The sequence below is a fragment of the Corynebacterium sp. 1103A genome (assembly GCF_055700955.1).
This window is the reverse complement of sequence record NZ_JASTTF010000011.1, coordinates 53,852-69,046: the sequence shown is the minus strand read 5'-3', so window position 1 is coordinate 69,046 and position 15,195 is coordinate 53,852. Positions and strand designations below refer to the sequence as shown.

Genomic DNA, 15,195 nt, shown 5'->3' with positions numbered 1-15,195 from the left:
GTTCCGCATACTCGCCCCGGCTACCCCGCGCGAGCGGGAAACGGGGGCGAAGTTAATAGCCATGGGATATATACTTCGGAGACGACGTGAACGCGATGGTTCATTTATCCATCATAGATGGCTGAACCGTCGACTGCGTTAACTATAACAGTACGCGCGTTCTGTTTCCAGCATTTTGGCGCTGCGCGGCGAGTCGGATGCCCGTGGGGGATAGATGAGTGCGTAATCTGGCCCGGTAAACAAACCGGACGGTTTTTGCCTATTCCCAGCTCAGCGCGCTGCTGTGGGGGACTGAGGTCGCGATTGGGAGACAATAAGGAGGCGTGGCGATGATTCCGCAGGGGGTAGATGTTCCGGGCTTGGCGGAACAACTTTCCGAAGATTCCGTTGCTTTTACTAACCCCGTTTTAGCGGGGGACCCGGCCGCCCAGGCTGACGCGCAGGCCGCCCTACGTGACGGCGACGGCATTGCGGTCGTCGACGTGCCAGGTGGCATGCCGGCCGATTACCGCGACGTGGCCCAGGAGCTGCAGGACGCCACTGGCCTAGACACGGTCATTGTCCAGTCGCCGGGGACAATCTCAGTGGTGAGTGATTCCCTGTCCCGGGCAGAAATCGAGTCCGCCCAGTCCGGGGTACCGGCAGGGCTCACCCAGGCCGCGGCCTTGGACGCCTTCTACGACGGTGTCGACCAGACTCCGACCTTTTACCTCCCGGTGGCAGCACTCGTGGTTCTCGTGGTCGCCCTCGTCGGCGGAGTGTGGGCCTTCCGGCAGGCGGCAGGAGGCATTGGCGCGGGCGCCACCGCCCACTCGGGGAACGCCGGGCGCCTGGGCGGAAGATAGAAACATAACGGAACGGTCACTTCTGGCCGTGGAAGCCCGGGAATAAAACGGCACTGGTGGGCGTTGGTGGGCGCCCGTTGCACGGAAAGCGGTCAACGCTAGAAGGTTGACCGCTTTTTCGATCTGTCGGGTAGCTAATAGTCCGGGGTGCGGGCAGCGGGGCGAAACTAGGGGAAACATGATGAAAATCACAAACAAAATCTCAAGTTGGTAACGGTGCTGGTGACGGCGGAATGTTAAGTGCTGTGGCTTTACTTAACTCCTGTGGTTTGTGGGAAATATATGCGGGATGTGGTGTATGTGCTCTATGGTTTCCTATAGCAACTCATGAGGTGAATTGTGGAACATGGTTCACGGTTTGAGGCTTGACTGGAACGTCTAAGCGCACGCGGTACGGGCATGTGGGGAAGCACGCCAAGACCCGGCGAAGGGCAGTTGTGGTCGGGGTCCAACGGTTGTGCCGCGTTTGCTGTTTGGCTCATGGGTTGGAGTTAATGTCCAATCTTTGTATTGCCGGCAGGCTAGGAGGAGACAAGCCTTAAGCCTTTACTGTTTTCGATAAGTGCCGCACCCACATCAGGGGCCATCCCGGAGGTCATCCGACCGGGCACGTGCCCAGAATCCAGGGGCTGCTGTGCGAGGAACTCATGCCGATGGGGAAGTCTGTGCCTGAGTCCGCACGCCGGCCGCGCGGATCGCGTGAGTGGGCGAGCGCGCGTATGCGTTGACGGTCGAGGAGGAGAGGTTTCGGCATACCTTTGTGCGAGGTAGGTCTGTCTCAACACGCCTAGGTTGCTGGCCAAGGAGCATATTCGTGGCCACCACATCCAATGTGAACGCGCGGAGTAAATCCGGCCGTTCTATCAAGTCCCGTTTCCGGGCGGCGTTTTCCGCAGTTGCCTGCACGGCAACGCTGTCTACCGTCGCCACCTTGACCCCTACCGTTGCCAACGCTGATGAGCCGGGGGATGACCTCCAGCGGCTGACCCGTGAACTGAGCCGGGGCAGCAGCTCGATCTCCGATGTCGCCGGCGCCATCGCCGACGTCCAGGGCGAGATCTCGCGCCTGGAAGGCGAGATCGGCCGCTACCGCGAAATCGTCAACCAAGCTCTGGTCGATCTCCAGGACGCGCGCACCGAGGCCCAGCAGGCCCGCGATGGCGCGGCCGCCGCCAAGGATGAGCTCAACGGCGCCCAGGTGGACGTCGAAAAAGCCCAGGAGAAGCTCGACGAGATTTCTCGCTCGGTCTACCGCCGTTCCGGGACCTCGGACGCGGTGACCAACGCCGCCGGCGCTGACGCGCGCGCTGAGAAGCTGGAGCGCCAGAGCTACCTGGCGGGCCAGTCGGACAAGCAACGCGCCGTTGTTGAGGACCTGGAAAAGGTCCGCACCCAGAAGGCGAACAAGGAATCCCAGCTGCGCCTGGCCAAGGAACTGGCCGACCAGCGCGAGGAGCGCGCGACCTCCGCCGAGGAAGACGCGCGCAAGACCCTGGAGGATTCCCTGGCCGAGGTCGAAAAGATCTCCGCTGAGCGCAACGAACTGGCCCTCCAGGAAGAAGACGCCCAGGAAGCATTGGATGAGGCCCGCGGCCACTCGCCGCGCGGCAACCACGGCTCCACCAGCGAAGCCAAGGCCGACAAGGACGACAAGGAGGCTTCCGGCAGCGGCCGCTCCCAGTCCGCCACGGCTACCTCTTCGGCCGCCCCGCGGGGGGAGTCCTCCTCCGCCCAGTCGGGCGCGCAGAACAGCACCTCGGCGCAGACTCCGACGGCGGAGAGCGCTTCCGCGTCGGAGTCCTCTACCGCGGCTGAGTCCACCGACTCGACCGCGTCCGCAGAGCCGACCGAGTCTAGCGATTCCTCGGCTACCTCCACCAGCGCGGAGAATTCCGGCGCGGGCCACGGCGACTCGAAGGAGAACGAGCCGACCGTCCAAGGTCTGGAGCCGGCCCAGCGTTCCGGCGCGGGCGAGGCGGCCTCCGGCGACCAGCTGAGCTCTAACGAAAACGGCTCTTCCGAGGAAGACATGGCGCTGCTGTCGAGCGCGGCCATGGCCGTGGCCCAAGGCATCGTCGCCGGTTCCCAGCCGGTGCACACGCAGCTGGAAGAGGCGACCGCGGACGAGTCCACCGGTAGCTTGCCGGCCCTGCAGGGCGAGGGCCAGGGTGACCAAGACGCGGATCTGACCAGCCAGCTGGGCGGCGTTCTGGAGGACCTCGAGACCTCTGACTCGGTGACGGAAGAAGCCAGCGACGCGGTCTCCGACATGGGCCGCGAGGCCCAGATCGAGGCCGTCATCGCCCGAGCCGAATCCCAGATTGGCGTGCCCTACGCCTGGGGCGGCGGCGACGCCAACGGCCCGACCCAGGGCATCCGCGACGGCGGGGTGGCCGACTCCTTCGGCGACTACAACAAGGTCGGCTTTGACTGCTCCGGCCTGGTGATCTACGCCTTCGCCGGCGTCGGCATCTCCCTGCCGCACTTCACCGGCTACCAGTACGACCACGGCGAGAAGATCCCGACCTCCGAGATGGAGCGCGGTGACCTGATCTTCTACGGCCCCAACGCCTCGCACCACGTCGCCATCTACCTGGGCGACGGCATGATGCTGGAGGCCCCGCAGTCGGGCCAGAACGTGCAGAAATCTCCGGTGCGCTACGGGGGTATGGCACCGTATGCCGTACGTCTCATCTAGCGTCGCCGAATATTAAGCCACCAACTTTAGTTGGTACTGTCAGGATTATGACTGACGCACAACAGACTAATCCTGGCTATGACGCCCTCCTCGTTCTTTCTTTCGGTGGCCCGGAAGGAAACGAGGAGGTCGTCCCATTTCTGGAGAACGTCACTCGCGGCCGCGGCATCCCCCGGGAGCGCCTGGTCAAGGTCGGCGAGCACTACTTCCACTTCGATGGTGTCAGCCCCCTAAACGGGCTCAACCGCGAAATCATCGACAACGTCAAGGGCGAGCTCGCCCGCCGCGGGATGGACCTGCCGGTGTACTTCGGCAACCGCAACTGGCACCCCTTCGGCAACGAGGCTGCGGAGGAGATGGCCGCCGACGGCGTGCGCCGCGTGCTCGTCTTCGCCACCTCGGCGTGGGGCGGCTACTCGGCCTGCCGGCAGTACGACGAGGACATCGTCGCCATGCGCGAGCACCTGGCGGACAAGGGCCTGCCCGAGATCGAGTTCACCAAGCTGCGGCAGTTCTACTCCCACCCGAAGTTCGTCGGGGAGATGGCCCGCGCGCTCAAGGAGGCCTGCGCCGAGATCCCGCAGGAGAAGTGGGATAGCACCCGCGTGCTGTTCACCGCCCACTCCGTGCCGAACGCCCACGACGCCGTCGGCGGCGCGGAAGGCGACAAGAACCTCTACTCCCGCCAGGTGGCGGAAGCGGCCAAACTCATCGCCGAGCAGGCGGGGATCGGGCGCTACGACTTGGTGTGGAACTCCCGCTCCGGCAACCCGGCCACGCCGTGGCTGGAGCCCGACATCGTCGACCACGCCACCGACATCCACAACGACGAGGGCGTGGACGCGATCGTCGTCTGCCCGGTCGGCTTCATCTCCGACCACATGGAGGTCATCTGGGACCTGGACTCGGAGCTGGCCGAGGCCTGCCGCGAGATGGGCGTCGAAATGTCGCGCACCCGCACCGCCGGGCCGACCCTGGCCTTTACCGAGATGATCGTCGACCTCATCGAGGAGATGACCGCCGGCGCGCCCCGTGAGGATCTCGGCGAGGTCACCACCCAGGGATGCACCGTTAACGGCGAGCCCTGCGCACCGGGCTGCTGCGACATCTGGTCGCTGCGCAAATCCAGCTAGCGGGCGAAGTCGCTGAGCGCGTAGGCCACCCCGGCCATGCGCGCCTGGCGGATGTGTCGCCACAGGCGCAGCAGCTGCGGATCCAGGCTGTGATCCCCCAGGCGATCCGTGACCGTTTCGATAATGGCCGCGACGCGATCGGCGCGGGCGAAAAGCTTGGCCGCGCGTCCCGGCACGCACGACGGCAGGCCGGGGGTGTCGTAGAAGTCCGCCAGCGTGCCGACGGTCAGCCGGGCGTCGGCGGCGTTTATCTTGCGCTGCCCGCTGGCCTCGATAAGCTGCGCGGATTCCTCCGTCGCAGCCGATAGCACAGCGTTGGCCTCCCCGGGGCTCAGCCAGGCCGGCTCGGGCAGCCGCCCGGTGACCTCGTAATCGAACCACCAGGTCGCCCCGTCGTGGAACTCGGGGGCCAAGACCACGTGGCGCTCGGGGTCTACGGTGCGCACGACGATGCCGCCGGCGCCGTTCGCCGCCACGTGCTCTGCGGCTGCCGTACCCGCGGGCAAGGCGGGTGGGTCCCCGGGCCCGGAGAGGATGAGCCGCAGCGCCGGCTCGGGCCGGGCACTGGGCGAAAGTTCGGCGTCGCCGGCGGCGTTGTCGCGGATAAGCCGCAGCAGCTCGATCCCGGCCTCGCCGTGGCGGACGTAGACCGGCCCGCCCAGTTCTTTTAGTGCCTGTAGCGTCGCATCCGTGGACTCGTGGTGGTAGAGCCAGGCCCCCAACCAGACGGCCGTGTTCTGCAGGGGTGACCATACCTCGGCGCGCATATCCATGACGGCACAGTGTAGTAGATAAAATGTACCGCCATGAGCTTCAACTCCCGAGACCCCTACGGCGGCGATATTTTCGCCGGACACGCGCGCAAGCAGCCGAAGAGCTACCCGGAAGTGCCCGCCGAGCCCGGACTCGTGGTGGAGGTCCGCGGGGACGAGCAAGAATTCACCGGCGCGATCCAAGGCGTGGACAAGACGGTTTTCGGTGAGGTCGTCCGGCTCGCCGACCGCCACGGCAACGAGCGCGTCTTTAACCTGGTCAAGGGCGGTTTCCTCATTGAGGGCGAGCCCGTGACCCTGGTGAGGCACGTGGAAAAGCAGGCCCCGCGCCGCTCTAACTCCGGCTCCCGGAGGGTAGAAAACTTGGAGGCCAAGATCGCCGCGCCATCGCGAATCTGGGTCGAAGGTATCCACGACGCCGCCATCGTGGAGAAGGTCTGGGGCCACGACCTGCGCGTTGAGGGCGTGGTCGTCGAATACCTCGAGGGCTTAGACAACCTGCAGGAGCGGCTCGCGGAATTCAGCCCCGAGCCCGGGCGCCGCATCGGCGTGCTGGCCGACCACCTGGTCGAAGGCAGCAAGGAGAGCCGGCTGACCCGCGAAGTCGGCCCGGACTGCCTGGTCACCGGCCACCCCTACATCGATATCTGGGCCGCGGTAAAACCGGAGCGCCTCGGACTGAAAAGCTGGCCGGACGTGCCCTACGGCGAGGATTGGAAGACGGGCATCTGCAAGCGGGTGGGCTGGTCCGATCCGAAGGAGGGCTGGCACCGCGTCTACAGCGCGGTGAACTCCTTCCGGGATCTGGAGCCCAGCCTGATCGGCGCGGTCGAGCGCCTGGTGGATTTCGTGACCACCCCGAACCTGAGCAAGGAGGACCTGCTCTAGGCCTGGTTGCCTCGCTCCAACAGGCGGACGGCTAGTTGCCAGCCGGCGCTCTCGGCTGCCCAGCCGGCGGCTTGCAGGCGCTGGGACATGGCCTGTTTAGAGATGCCCAGCTGCTCGGCCGCTTCGTTCTGGTTGTAGCCGGAACGCACCAGAGAGGTGGCCTCGCGCCCCTCGGCGGTGCGCTTGTGGAGCACGTAGCCCAGCAGGCCGAAGGCTGCGGCGATATCGTCGGCCTCCCACTTGCGGGCGCGCACGTCCGTCTTGGCCCTCACCTGGCCGGCGCGGGCGGAGCGCCCCAAGGCCCCGGAGGCCGTCGCGCGCACTACGGCCTTATCGGTGGCGCTGGGGCACAGGCCGATCCCCACGGCCCAGTCGCCGTCGGCCAGCAGCGCCATGACGACCTCGCAGACAGAGGAGGGGGAGTCCACTACGGTGCAGATGTCCTCGACCCCGAGGATGGTGAAGTCGTCCACGCCGTCGAGGGTGGCTAGCGCCCGGGCGGAACGCTTAACGAGGTCGGCGCGGTGCATGGAGGAACCGCGGTAACGAGCGTGCACGGCGAGCATAGGGATCCAGCTCCTTCCAGTAAGCGGACAATAGGGAATCTCGGCAAGGCAAAAGCCTTGACCTTTCTTTCTAGTCTACGTCCTGGGCTTGACTGACGGTAGGTTGGGGTAGCCGGGACTCAACATAGAGGCCCAGCAGCCCGGCGGCTGCGGCAATCAGGAACGCGGCGAGGATCCAGGGGGAGATCCCGCTCGTGAGGGCCTCGCCGAAGAAGACGCCGATGACGGTCGTGGGGACAGAGCCGACCAAGGTCGCGGTGACGAATTGCCAGAACGGGATGCTTGTCAGCGCGGCGGTGTAGTTGAGCAAGGAGAAGGGAACGCCCGCCACCAGGCGCAGGCTGCAGATGGCCAGCCATCCGCGGCGGGCCAGGCGGGCGTTCAGGCCGGCCACCGCCGGGTGGGACAGCCGCGGGCGCATCCACTCGCCGAAGAGGGTGCGCACGCCTAGGAAGGCGAGCGCGGCCGAGACGGTCAGACAAACCAGCGCCAGCCCAAGCCCCAACACCGGCCCGAAGAGGATGCCCGCCGCGACGGTCCAGATGGTTCGGGGAAGGGGAAAGAGGGTGAAGACGATATAGGACAGCGCGAAAAGTACGACGAAGAAGTCGCCGTACTGCTGGGCGCCGGCCCGCAGGTCGGTTAGCTCCGGCACGTCGACATAGCGCGCCGCCACCGCGAGAGCGGCCACGGCCAGCAGAATGACCGACCAGCGCCGCCAGCCCAGCCCGCACAACGTGCGCACGGCGTCGCGGAATACTTGGGCCAGGAACCCGCCAAAGCTGCGCAACCAGCCTCGCGCGGAGTTCTCATCGTGCATGCCGGACACCTTGCTTTTATGCCTCTGTTCTGTCTTTACTCTCTTTCCAGTTCTACGTCAATCCTGTTCGCACCTGTGCGCGCACGTTCTGGGTAGAAAAGAAAAACCCACGTTCTTGGTGAAAGAACGCGGGGAGTGTTGTGCCCGGAGGGGGACTTGAACCCCCACGTCCGTTAATAGGACACTAGCACCTCAAGCTAGCGCGTCTGCCATTCCGCCACCCGGGCAGGGTGTTTTCAGCCGTGACCGGCTTCGGCACTCCCAAAACTCTAGCCTGCCGGCGGCGGGCAAACAAATCGCCAGCACAAGGCGGTAAACGCCCGCGTGATTATGGAACCATTGTTTGGAAGTTCCTTTCCCTCGCTGGGTGGGCAAGGGGAGGCTCGGCGCCATTCGCGAGCGCGACGCGGGGCGACCGGCGAGGTAGTTCTACTCTTGGATTGAGGCCACACTCCGGTCTGCGGTGGGGCGATGAATATGGTGGGCGTTACTGACAGACAGGGAATGTGTTTTCCGGTACAAATGGGAGTATGACTTCTTACAACGATTCTCGGTTCCCTGGCCCCGACCCGTACGCCCCGTTGCGGGATCTCCCGTCGTTTGCGCTGTCGTCCTCCGACCTCGTCGACGGTGACGAGATTGCCGAGCGCTTCCGCGCCCCGGAGAGCGTTTCGCCGCAGCTTGCGTGGTCCAACCTGCCGGAGGGCACCAAGTCCCTTGCCGTGACCTGCTTCGACCCGGACGCTCCGACGGCCGCCGGCTTCTGGCACTGGGCCGCTTTCAACATCCCGGCCGACGTCGCGGAACTGCCCACCAACGCCGGTGCCGCCGAAGACTTGGGCATCGAGGGAGTTATCTCCCTGCGCAACGACTCCGGCAAGCGCACCTACCACGGCCCGCAGCCGCCGGCCGGCCACGCCCCGCACCGCTACCTCTACGCCGTCCACGCGGTGGACAGGGAGAAGCTGGACATCGACCCGGACGCGACCCCGACGGTCCTGGGCTTTAACTTGCACTTCCACGCCATTGGCCGCGCCATCCTGTGGGGCTGGTACGAGGAGAAGTAGTCCTCACTTAGCGCATGGCCAACAACGACAATCCCGGGGTGACGATCCCGCTGCAGTTGCGAGTGGGCGGAGCTTTCATTGCTGTCGCACTCGTCCTCGTCATCATGACCTTCGTCGCGGTGCTCACCGAAGGGTGGATGAGCCCCTTCGTGTGGACCCCAGCCCGCGTGGCGCTGGTGGTAGCCGCGCTTATCATCGGCGCTTTCGCCACCATCCGCAAGGATCAGCGCCCAAGTATCGCCCAGGTGGTGGCTCTGGGCGGGGCGGTGCTCATTATCATCGCCAGCCGCTTCCTGCCCACGGCGCAGCTCGCCGTGATGGGCCAGTGGTGGCTGCTCATTTACGCCGGCCTGGCGCTGGTCTGCGCCCTCGCGCTACGCCGCAGCCTGGCTCCTCGCTCCTAAGGGGAGGGCTGACCGGTGCCGGGATGCGCCGACGGGCTATTTCAAAGATGAAGAGAGCTAAAAATAAAAGCTAGGGCTGCACGCGCAGCCCTAGCTCTTTTTAGTTTCTGCTAGCTCTTGGCAGTGTTTAGTTCTTCCACGGTAGCCCGGAGCCGACCGCCTCGCTGATGTTGCCGAGGCCGTGGGCGCGGATCTGCTGGACAATCCCTAGGTGGATGTCCCGGATCCAGTCCGGGCCGCCGTAGATGAGCGGGGTGTAGCCCTGCAGGAGGCTGGCGCCTGCCGTGATGCGCTCCCAGGCCTGCTGCGGGGTGTAGATGCCGCCGACCGAGACGATGGGCAGCTCGCCGCCCAGGTGCTCGTGGAGCAGGCGCAACACCTCCAGGGAGCGCTGCGCCACCGGCGCGCCGGACATGCCGCCGGCTCCCATGGCCTCGACCTTAGCGGCCGGGGTCTGCAGCCCCTCGCGGGAGATGGTGGTGTTGGTGGCGACAATTCCGGCCAGGCCGACCTCGCGGGCCAGGTCGGCGACGGCGAGGACGTCCTCGTCGGACAGGTCCGGGGCGATCTTCACCAAGACCGGGGCCGGGGTGACCTCGGCAACGGCGGTGAGGATGGGGCGCAGCGACTCGACTGCCTGCAGGTCGCGCAGGCCCGGGGTGTTCGGGGAGGAGACGTTGACCACCAGGAAATCGGCCAGCGAGCCCAGGACGGAGGCCGAACGGCGGTAGTCGTCCACGGCCTGGTCCACCGGGGTGACTTTGGTCTTGCCGATGTTGATGCCGATGACGTCGTCGCTGCGGCGGGCGCGCAGGTTGCGGGCGACTTCCTCCGCTCCCTGGTTGTTAAAGCCCATCCGGTTGAGCAGGCCCTTGTCCTTGGGCAGGCGGTAAAGCCGGGGAGCCGGGTTGCCCGGCTGGGCCGCGGCGGTGACGGTGCCCAACTCGGCGTAACCGAAACCGATGGGTCCCCAGGCGTCCGCGGCGGTGGCGTTCTTGTCGAAGCCGGCCGCCAGGCCGAGCGGGCGCGGGAAGTCCACACCGAAGACGGTCTGCCGCAGGACCGGGTCCTTGACGGGCAGGACCTTGTTGAGCCCGCGGTTGAGCGGCCAGGCCACGTGGAAGCCGTGGAGGGCCGAGCTCATCAGGTGGTGGATGCGCTCGGCGTCGATCTGGAACATAGCCTTGAGCGCGGCATCGTAAACCTTGCCCCGGACGGTGCGGAAAATGCTGGGCATTGTAGAAACTCCTTAGATATCTTTAATGATCTGCAGTCCGTCACCGGTGGCGGAAGCAATGGCGATGGTCCCGTCGCTGAGCGCGACCATGTTCTGTGCGTTAGCGACGGTAGAGACCTTCGCGCGCTCCTCCGGAACGCCGTGGGAAATCTCGAAGGCCTGCGCCTGGTTGTTGTCGGTCGTGGTCACCCACGCCAGCTGCCGGGACTCGTCCCAGGCCGTGGCCCACGGTACCCCGTCGGTGTTGCCGTACTGGTGCAGGCGGATGACGTCCTCGGCGTTGTAGATGGCTACCCGCTCGCCCAAGGTATCGGAGACCACGATGGTGCCGTTGTCGCCGACCGAGGCTTGGCCCAGTCCGACGCCCACGCGCAGACGGCCGCCCGCGCGGGACTGCTCCCAGTCCAGCGACTGGATGGTCGAATCCGCCCGCAAGGTGCGCACCACGTTGTCCGTGCCGTCCTGGTTGGGGACCGCCAGTAGCTGGTCGGTCGCGTCTTCGACGGCGAAGGAGTCGCTGCGCTCGCCGTCGGTGTAGATGGCGACGTCGGTGGCCTGATCGGAGGCCACGAAAAGCTCCCCGGATGAGGTCCGCGCGGCGGCGGTGACGGGGAATTCTTCGTCGACAGCGATCTTTTCCGGCTGCTCGGGACGTGCCGGGTCGAAGGAAAGCACCTCCTTGCCGCAGCCGAGTAGGAACTCGTTGTCGGCGGCCGTCAGCTGGCCGCAATCGGTCGGGATTTCCACCACCGCGGCGGAGCCGTCCTGGAAGGCAGCGGCGTCGCCCACGGCCAGGTGATCGGCGCTGCGCACGGCGATGGTCTCGCCGGTGGCGGCCATGTCGGTTACCTGCGCGATTTCCCGCGGCAGCTCGACGACCTCGCCGTCGGGGTCGGTGGCGGCGAGGGAGTCGGCCGGGGTTGCATTGCCTACCGTGGCGCCGTCGTCCGCCTCCTCTTCCGGCGGGGTCTGTTGGCACCCCGCGAGAGCTAGGGCGGAGACTGCGGAGACAGTCATTACTGCGAAACCGGTCTTAGAAGTCACAGACAGTCATCCTAGCAGTCAGACCCCGAAATCCAGCAGTCCCACCAGCCCCCACCAGCCGCAGCCCGGCCGGCCGCAGGCGGTAGCGGGCAGAGGCAGCACAGGGGAATTATCCCGAACTGAATGGAAGGTGTGAGCTTGCTTCGAAAGTCGGACTCGCCCGGGGTGGTCCTCGCGTGGGGTACGGGGGCGTCAGTATGCTGTTCCGAGTGAATAACGTGCAGTACCTCGCCCAAGCAGGCGTAGAACAATCAGACATGTCCTGGTTGCAAGTCATCGTCTTGTCTATAGTCCAGGGCCTCACCGAGTTCCTCCCCGTCAGCTCCTCGGGACACTTGCGCATTGTCTCCGAGCTCTTCTGGGGCCAGGACGCCGGGGCATCCTTCACCGCGGTTATCCAGCTCGGCACCGAGCTGGCCGTCGTGGTCTATTTCGCCAAGCTCATTTGGCAGATCCTGGCCGGCTGGTTCCGCGGCTGGGTCGACAAGGACTCCCGCGGGCAGGACTGGAAGATGGGCTGGATGGTCATCGTCGGCTCCATCCCGATCGGGATCATCGGCTTCTTCGGCAAGGACCTCATCCGGGACGCGCTGCGCAACCTGTGGATCACCGCGGCCATGCTGGTCCTGTTCTCCTTTGTGTTCATCCTGGCCGAAAAGATGGGTAAAAAGACCCGCGGCTTCGACGAGCTGACCATGAAGGACGCCATCATCATGGGCCTGTGCCAGTGCCTGGCACTTATCCCGGGCGTGTCTCGCTCCGGCGGCACCATCTCCGGCGGCCTCTTCTTGGGGCTTGACCGCGAGGTGGCCACCCGCTTCAGCTTCCTGCTGGCCATCCCGGCGGTGCTGGCCTCCGGCCTGTTTTCGCTGGATGATGCCTTCGGCCCGACCGTCGGCCAATCCGCCACCGGAACCCAGTTGCTGGTCGGCACGGCGATCGCCTTCGTCGTCGGCTACGCCGCGATCGCCTGGCTGCTGAAGTTCGTGGCCAACCACTCCTTCTCCTGGTTCGCCGCCTACCGCATCCCGGTCGGCCTCTTTGTCATGGCCCTGCTGGCCTTCGGCGTGCTGCATCCCTAAGGGCGCCATAAAGATTCGGGGGAGGATCAAGTTCGCCCGTGGGTCGTACAGGCCCGGCGGTGGCGTTATGCGCGTCGGTGGGACTCGGCGTTACGATGGTGGGCATGCATACTTGGCCCCAGCCCGAAATCCAGCCCGTCCCGGGCGCTTCTGTTCCCCTGCAGCTTTTTGATTCCGCGGACCGCGCCGTCCGCGAGGTCAAGGTCGACGGCCCGCAGGCGGGTGTGTACGTGTGTGGGATTACCCCGTACGACTCCACGCACCTCGGGCACGCGGCGACCTACGTGACCTTTGACCTGGTCAACCGCATGTTGATGGATAACGGCCACGGCGTCCACTACGTGCAAAACATCACCGACGTCGACGACCCGCTCTTTGAGCGCGCGGAGCGCGACGGCGTGGACTGGCGCGAGCTGGGCACCTCCCAGATCGATCTCTTCCGCTCCGACATGGAGCTGCTGGAGGTCATCCCGCCGCGGGACTACGTCGGCGCCATGGAAGCCGTCGACGAGATTATCGAGCTGGTCCAGAAGCTGCTCGACCGCGGCGCCGCCTACGTGGTCGATGATCCGGAGTACCCGGACGTTTACGCCTCCATCGAGGCCACGGAGCAGTTCGGCTACGAGTCCAACTACAGCCGCGAGGAGATGGAGAAATTCTTCGCCGAGCGCGGCGGGGATCCGGACCGCGCCGGCAAGCGCAACCCGCTGGACGCGCTGCTCTGGCGCGCGCACCGCGACGGCGAGCCGGCCTGGGAATCCCCGTTCGGGCCCGGCCGCCCGGGCTGGCACGTCGAGTGTTCGGCTATCGCGACCAACCGCCTGGGCAAGACCTTCGAGATCCAAGGCGGCGGTAGCGACCTGAAGTTCCCGCACCACGAGTTCTCCGCCGCCCACGCGGAGGCCGGCCTGGGGGTAGACCGCATGGCCGATTTTTACGTCCACACCGGCATGATCGGCCTGGACGGGACCAAGATGTCCAAGTCCTTGGGCAACCTCGTCTTCGTGCACAAGCTGGTGGAGCAGGGCGTGGAGCCCTCGGCCATCCGCATCGGCATCTACGCCGGCCACTACCGCAGCGACCGGGACTGGTCCGACGAGGTCCTGGCCGCCGCCCAGCAGCGCCTGGCTACCTGGCGCGAGGCGCTAGAACACGCCGGCTCGCGCGAGCGGGCCGAGGAACTAGTCCACGACATCCGCGCCGCCTTGGCCAACGACTTGGATACCCCGCGTGTTCTGGAAGCCCTCGACGAGTGGGCCGCCGGCGAGCGCGGCGAGGATGACCCGGCCTCCCAGCAGTTGGTGACGGTCGCGCTCCGGAGCCTGCTCGGCGTGCGAGCGTAGCGGAATTGAGTAAGAATTAAGCGCATGAGCATTCGCGCAGATTTCCAGCCCACCGTCGATGAGTTCATTGCCAACCTCAAGTCTTTCGCCACGGGCGACTACCTGAAGGAAGACGAGAAAGAATTCTGGGACCAGCCCTTCGACCCAGCCGTCCTGCCGGATCTCAAGGAGATCCTGGAAGGCCTGCTGGATGACCTGGACGCGGTCCCGGATGATCCGAACAGCGACGTCCTTGCCGCAGTGATCGCCAAGCGGCAGGTGGAGTTGGCCGCCTTCAACAAGGCCAACGACTACGCGGTGCTGGAGCCGGAGGAAAAGGAGGAGCTCGCCGAGCTTATCTATTCGGCTTCTGCCGCGACCGGTGCGGACGACGAGGCCCTGGCCCAGATCCCCGAGCTGGATTAGTCCCCGCCGCCACGCCCCGGCGCCATCACTGGCGCAGCTGTGCGCCCGCGCGCCTGGGCGCGAATGTGCCGACCCAAGAAGAAAGTAGTCACGAATTTTATGCCGCTTCCTAGCGAGTCCCACCCGCGCGACGCCGCCCAGACCCTAAGCGACCACGGATCGCCGGAGCGTCCCCAGGCCATCTTCTGGGATATGGATGGCACGCTGACTGATTCCGAGCCGTTGTGGGCGGAAGCGACGTTCTACCTCTCGGAGACCCTAGGCAACCGCCTGACGCCGACGGAACGGCTGGCCACGGTCGGCTCGACCTTCGCCACCACGCTGGAAATCTGCGCGGCGAAGGCGGGGGTGACGCTGACCGAGGAGGATTACCCGAAGTACCGGAAGCTGATGCTTTCCAAGGTCCGGGAACTTTTCGCCGGAAACCTGGAGGTCTTTCCCGGCGTCCGCGACCTGCTGCGCGAGCTGCACGCGGACGGCCTTCCGATGTTGGTGACCACCAACACGGAGCGCTACGTCGCCGACGGGGCCATCGCGGCCATTGGACCGGAGTTTTTCTTCGACACGATCTGCGGCGACGAGGTGCCCACCGGAAAGCCCGCGCCGGACATGTACCTCCAGGCCGCGCGCAGCGTCGGCGCCGACCCGGGGGACTGCCTCGTCTTTGAGGATTCCACGGCCGGCATGACCGCGGCGGTCGAGGCGGGGTGCCGGGTCATCGGCCTGCCGGAAGACGATCACGTGGTCGTGCCCGACGGCGTGGTCCAGATATCCGAGCTGCACGGTACCCGCCATGTAGCCCCGGCTGGGGTTGCGGATGTCTACGCCTGGTGGCGCCAGATGACCGCATATCGGGGGTAGTAGGCGCGCGCTGAGCGCCTCGGCGCTAA

General features: G+C 65.9%; 15 protein-coding genes and 1 tRNA gene. 10 read left to right on the top strand and 6 right to left on the bottom strand.

The window, feature by feature from the left end:
- Positions 1-329 precede the first annotated feature (329 nt).
- The 3 genes from QQS52_RS08735 to QQS52_RS08725 all read left to right on the top strand — a co-directional run bounded on the left by QQS52_RS08735 (position 330) and on the right by QQS52_RS08725 (position 4,676).
- Positions 330-845 carry an Rv1476 family membrane protein gene (locus tag QQS52_RS08735; RefSeq protein WP_472773511.1) on the top strand — a complete coding sequence of 172 codons (516 nt, stop codon included), beginning with the start codon at positions 330-332 and terminating at the stop codon, positions 843-845.
- Positions 846-1,659: 814 nt separating this feature from the next.
- Positions 1,660-3,543: a DIP1281 family NlpC/P60 protein gene (locus tag QQS52_RS08730; RefSeq protein WP_472773493.1), complete on the top strand. Its 1,884-nt coding sequence runs from the start codon at positions 1,660-1,662 to the stop codon at positions 3,541-3,543.
- Between the two features lie 47 nt (positions 3,544-3,590).
- Positions 3,591-4,676 carry a ferrochelatase gene (locus QQS52_RS08725; RefSeq protein WP_472773492.1) on the top strand — a complete coding sequence of 362 codons (1,086 nt, stop codon included), beginning with the start codon at positions 3,591-3,593 and terminating at the stop codon, positions 4,674-4,676.
- On the opposite strand, the gene QQS52_RS08720 is transcribed toward QQS52_RS08725, so the two are convergent.
- Positions 4,673-5,449: a hypothetical protein gene (locus QQS52_RS08720; RefSeq protein WP_472773491.1), complete on the bottom strand. Its 777-nt coding sequence runs from the start codon at positions 5,447-5,449 to the stop codon at positions 4,673-4,675. The two genes, QQS52_RS08725 and QQS52_RS08720, sit on opposite strands and share 4 nt — an antisense overlap.
- A gap of 33 nt (positions 5,450-5,482) precedes the next feature.
- Between QQS52_RS08720 and QQS52_RS08715 the strand changes: the two genes are divergently transcribed.
- A complete protein-coding gene (locus QQS52_RS08715) occupies positions 5,483-6,337 on the top strand; it encodes a DUF3097 domain-containing protein (protein ID WP_472773490.1) in 855 nt (284 codons plus the stop codon).
- Here the strand turns inward: QQS52_RS08715 and QQS52_RS08710 are convergent.
- The 3 genes from QQS52_RS08710 to QQS52_RS08700 all read right to left on the bottom strand — a co-directional run bounded on the left by QQS52_RS08710 (position 6,334) and on the right by QQS52_RS08700 (position 7,950).
- Positions 6,334-6,903: a MarR family transcriptional regulator gene (locus QQS52_RS08710; protein ID WP_472773489.1), complete on the bottom strand. Its 570-nt coding sequence runs from the start codon at positions 6,901-6,903 to the stop codon at positions 6,334-6,336. The genes QQS52_RS08715 and QQS52_RS08710 overlap by 4 nt on opposite strands.
- Positions 6,904-6,973: 70 nt before the next feature.
- The gene (locus tag QQS52_RS08705) at positions 6,974-7,723 is read right to left on the bottom strand and encodes a TVP38/TMEM64 family protein (RefSeq protein ID WP_472773488.1); all 750 of its coding nucleotides are present in this window, start codon (positions 7,721-7,723) and stop codon (positions 6,974-6,976) included.
- Between the two features lie 141 nt (positions 7,724-7,864).
- Positions 7,865-7,950: transfer RNA gene (locus QQS52_RS08700), tRNA-Leu, on the bottom strand.
- A gap of 303 nt (positions 7,951-8,253) precedes the next feature.
- Between QQS52_RS08700 and QQS52_RS08695 the strand changes: the two genes are divergently transcribed.
- Both QQS52_RS08695 and QQS52_RS08690 read left to right on the top strand, forming a co-directional pair.
- Complete coding sequence (locus tag QQS52_RS08695; protein ID WP_472773487.1) at positions 8,254-8,790, top strand: YbhB/YbcL family Raf kinase inhibitor-like protein; 537 nt, start codon at positions 8,254-8,256, stop codon at positions 8,788-8,790.
- Positions 8,791-8,804: 14 nt separating this feature from the next.
- The gene (locus QQS52_RS08690) at positions 8,805-9,194 is read left to right on the top strand and encodes a hypothetical protein (RefSeq protein WP_472773486.1); all 390 of its coding nucleotides are present in this window, start codon (positions 8,805-8,807) and stop codon (positions 9,192-9,194) included.
- Positions 9,195-9,321: 127 nt separating this feature from the next.
- Here QQS52_RS08690 and QQS52_RS08685 read toward each other — a convergent pair whose 3' ends face one another.
- Complete coding sequence (locus tag QQS52_RS08685; RefSeq protein ID WP_472773485.1) at positions 9,322-10,431, bottom strand: quinone-dependent dihydroorotate dehydrogenase; 1,110 nt, start codon at positions 10,429-10,431, stop codon at positions 9,322-9,324.
- Between the two features lie 12 nt (positions 10,432-10,443).
- Positions 10,444-11,475 carry a hypothetical protein gene (locus QQS52_RS08680; RefSeq protein WP_472773484.1) on the bottom strand — a complete coding sequence of 344 codons (1,032 nt, stop codon included), beginning with the start codon at positions 11,473-11,475 and terminating at the stop codon, positions 10,444-10,446.
- A 257-nt stretch (positions 11,476-11,732) separates the two neighbouring features.
- On the opposite strand from QQS52_RS08680, the gene QQS52_RS08675 reads away from it, so the two are divergent.
- From QQS52_RS08675 to QQS52_RS08660, 4 genes are all read left to right on the top strand, one after another.
- Entirely contained in the window at positions 11,733-12,557 is an 825-nt protein-coding gene (locus QQS52_RS08675) for an undecaprenyl-diphosphate phosphatase (protein WP_472773483.1), read from the top strand.
- Positions 12,558-12,661: 104 nt separating this feature from the next.
- Positions 12,662-13,900 carry a cysteine--1-D-myo-inosityl 2-amino-2-deoxy-alpha-D-glucopyranoside ligase gene (gene mshC / locus QQS52_RS08670; protein WP_472773482.1) on the top strand — a complete coding sequence of 413 codons (1,239 nt, stop codon included), beginning with the start codon at positions 12,662-12,664 and terminating at the stop codon, positions 13,898-13,900.
- A 24-nt stretch (positions 13,901-13,924) separates the two neighbouring features.
- Complete coding sequence (locus QQS52_RS08665; RefSeq protein ID WP_472773481.1) at positions 13,925-14,305, top strand: hypothetical protein; 381 nt, start codon at positions 13,925-13,927, stop codon at positions 14,303-14,305.
- A gap of 99 nt (positions 14,306-14,404) precedes the next feature.
- Positions 14,405-15,166: an HAD family hydrolase gene (locus QQS52_RS08660; RefSeq protein WP_472773480.1), complete on the top strand. Its 762-nt coding sequence runs from the start codon at positions 14,405-14,407 to the stop codon at positions 15,164-15,166.
- The last annotated feature ends 29 nt before the right edge of the window (positions 15,167-15,195 follow it).

Excerpts from the sequence above, each read along its gene's own strand:
- QQS52_RS08735 (WP_472773511.1), top strand. The coding sequence starts at position 330 with ATGATTCCGCAGGGGGTAGATGTTCCGGGCTTGGCGGAACAACTTTCC.
- QQS52_RS08725 (WP_472773492.1), top strand. The coding sequence starts at position 3,591 with ATGACTGACGCACAACAGACTAATCCTGGCTATGACGCCCTCCTCGTT.
- QQS52_RS08720 (WP_472773491.1), bottom strand. The coding sequence starts at position 5,449 with ATGGATATGCGCGCCGAGGTATGGTCACCCCTGCAGAACACGGCCGTC.
- QQS52_RS08715 (WP_472773490.1), top strand. The coding sequence starts at position 5,483 with ATGAGCTTCAACTCCCGAGACCCCTACGGCGGCGATATTTTCGCCGGA.
- QQS52_RS08710 (WP_472773489.1), bottom strand. The coding sequence starts at position 6,903 with ATGCTCGCCGTGCACGCTCGTTACCGCGGTTCCTCCATGCACCGCGCC.
- QQS52_RS08705 (WP_472773488.1), bottom strand. The coding sequence starts at position 7,723 with ATGCACGATGAGAACTCCGCGCGAGGCTGGTTGCGCAGCTTTGGCGGG.
- QQS52_RS08695 (WP_472773487.1), top strand. The coding sequence starts at position 8,254 with ATGACTTCTTACAACGATTCTCGGTTCCCTGGCCCCGACCCGTACGCC.
- QQS52_RS08690 (WP_472773486.1), top strand. The coding sequence starts at position 8,805 with ATGGCCAACAACGACAATCCCGGGGTGACGATCCCGCTGCAGTTGCGA.
- QQS52_RS08685 (WP_472773485.1), bottom strand. The coding sequence starts at position 10,431 with ATGCCCAGCATTTTCCGCACCGTCCGGGGCAAGGTTTACGATGCCGCG.
- QQS52_RS08675 (WP_472773483.1), top strand. The coding sequence starts at position 11,733 with ATGTCCTGGTTGCAAGTCATCGTCTTGTCTATAGTCCAGGGCCTCACC.
- mshC (WP_472773482.1), top strand. The coding sequence starts at position 12,662 with ATGCATACTTGGCCCCAGCCCGAAATCCAGCCCGTCCCGGGCGCTTCT.
- QQS52_RS08665 (WP_472773481.1), top strand. The coding sequence starts at position 13,925 with ATGAGCATTCGCGCAGATTTCCAGCCCACCGTCGATGAGTTCATTGCC.
- QQS52_RS08660 (WP_472773480.1), top strand. The coding sequence starts at position 14,405 with ATGCCGCTTCCTAGCGAGTCCCACCCGCGCGACGCCGCCCAGACCCTA.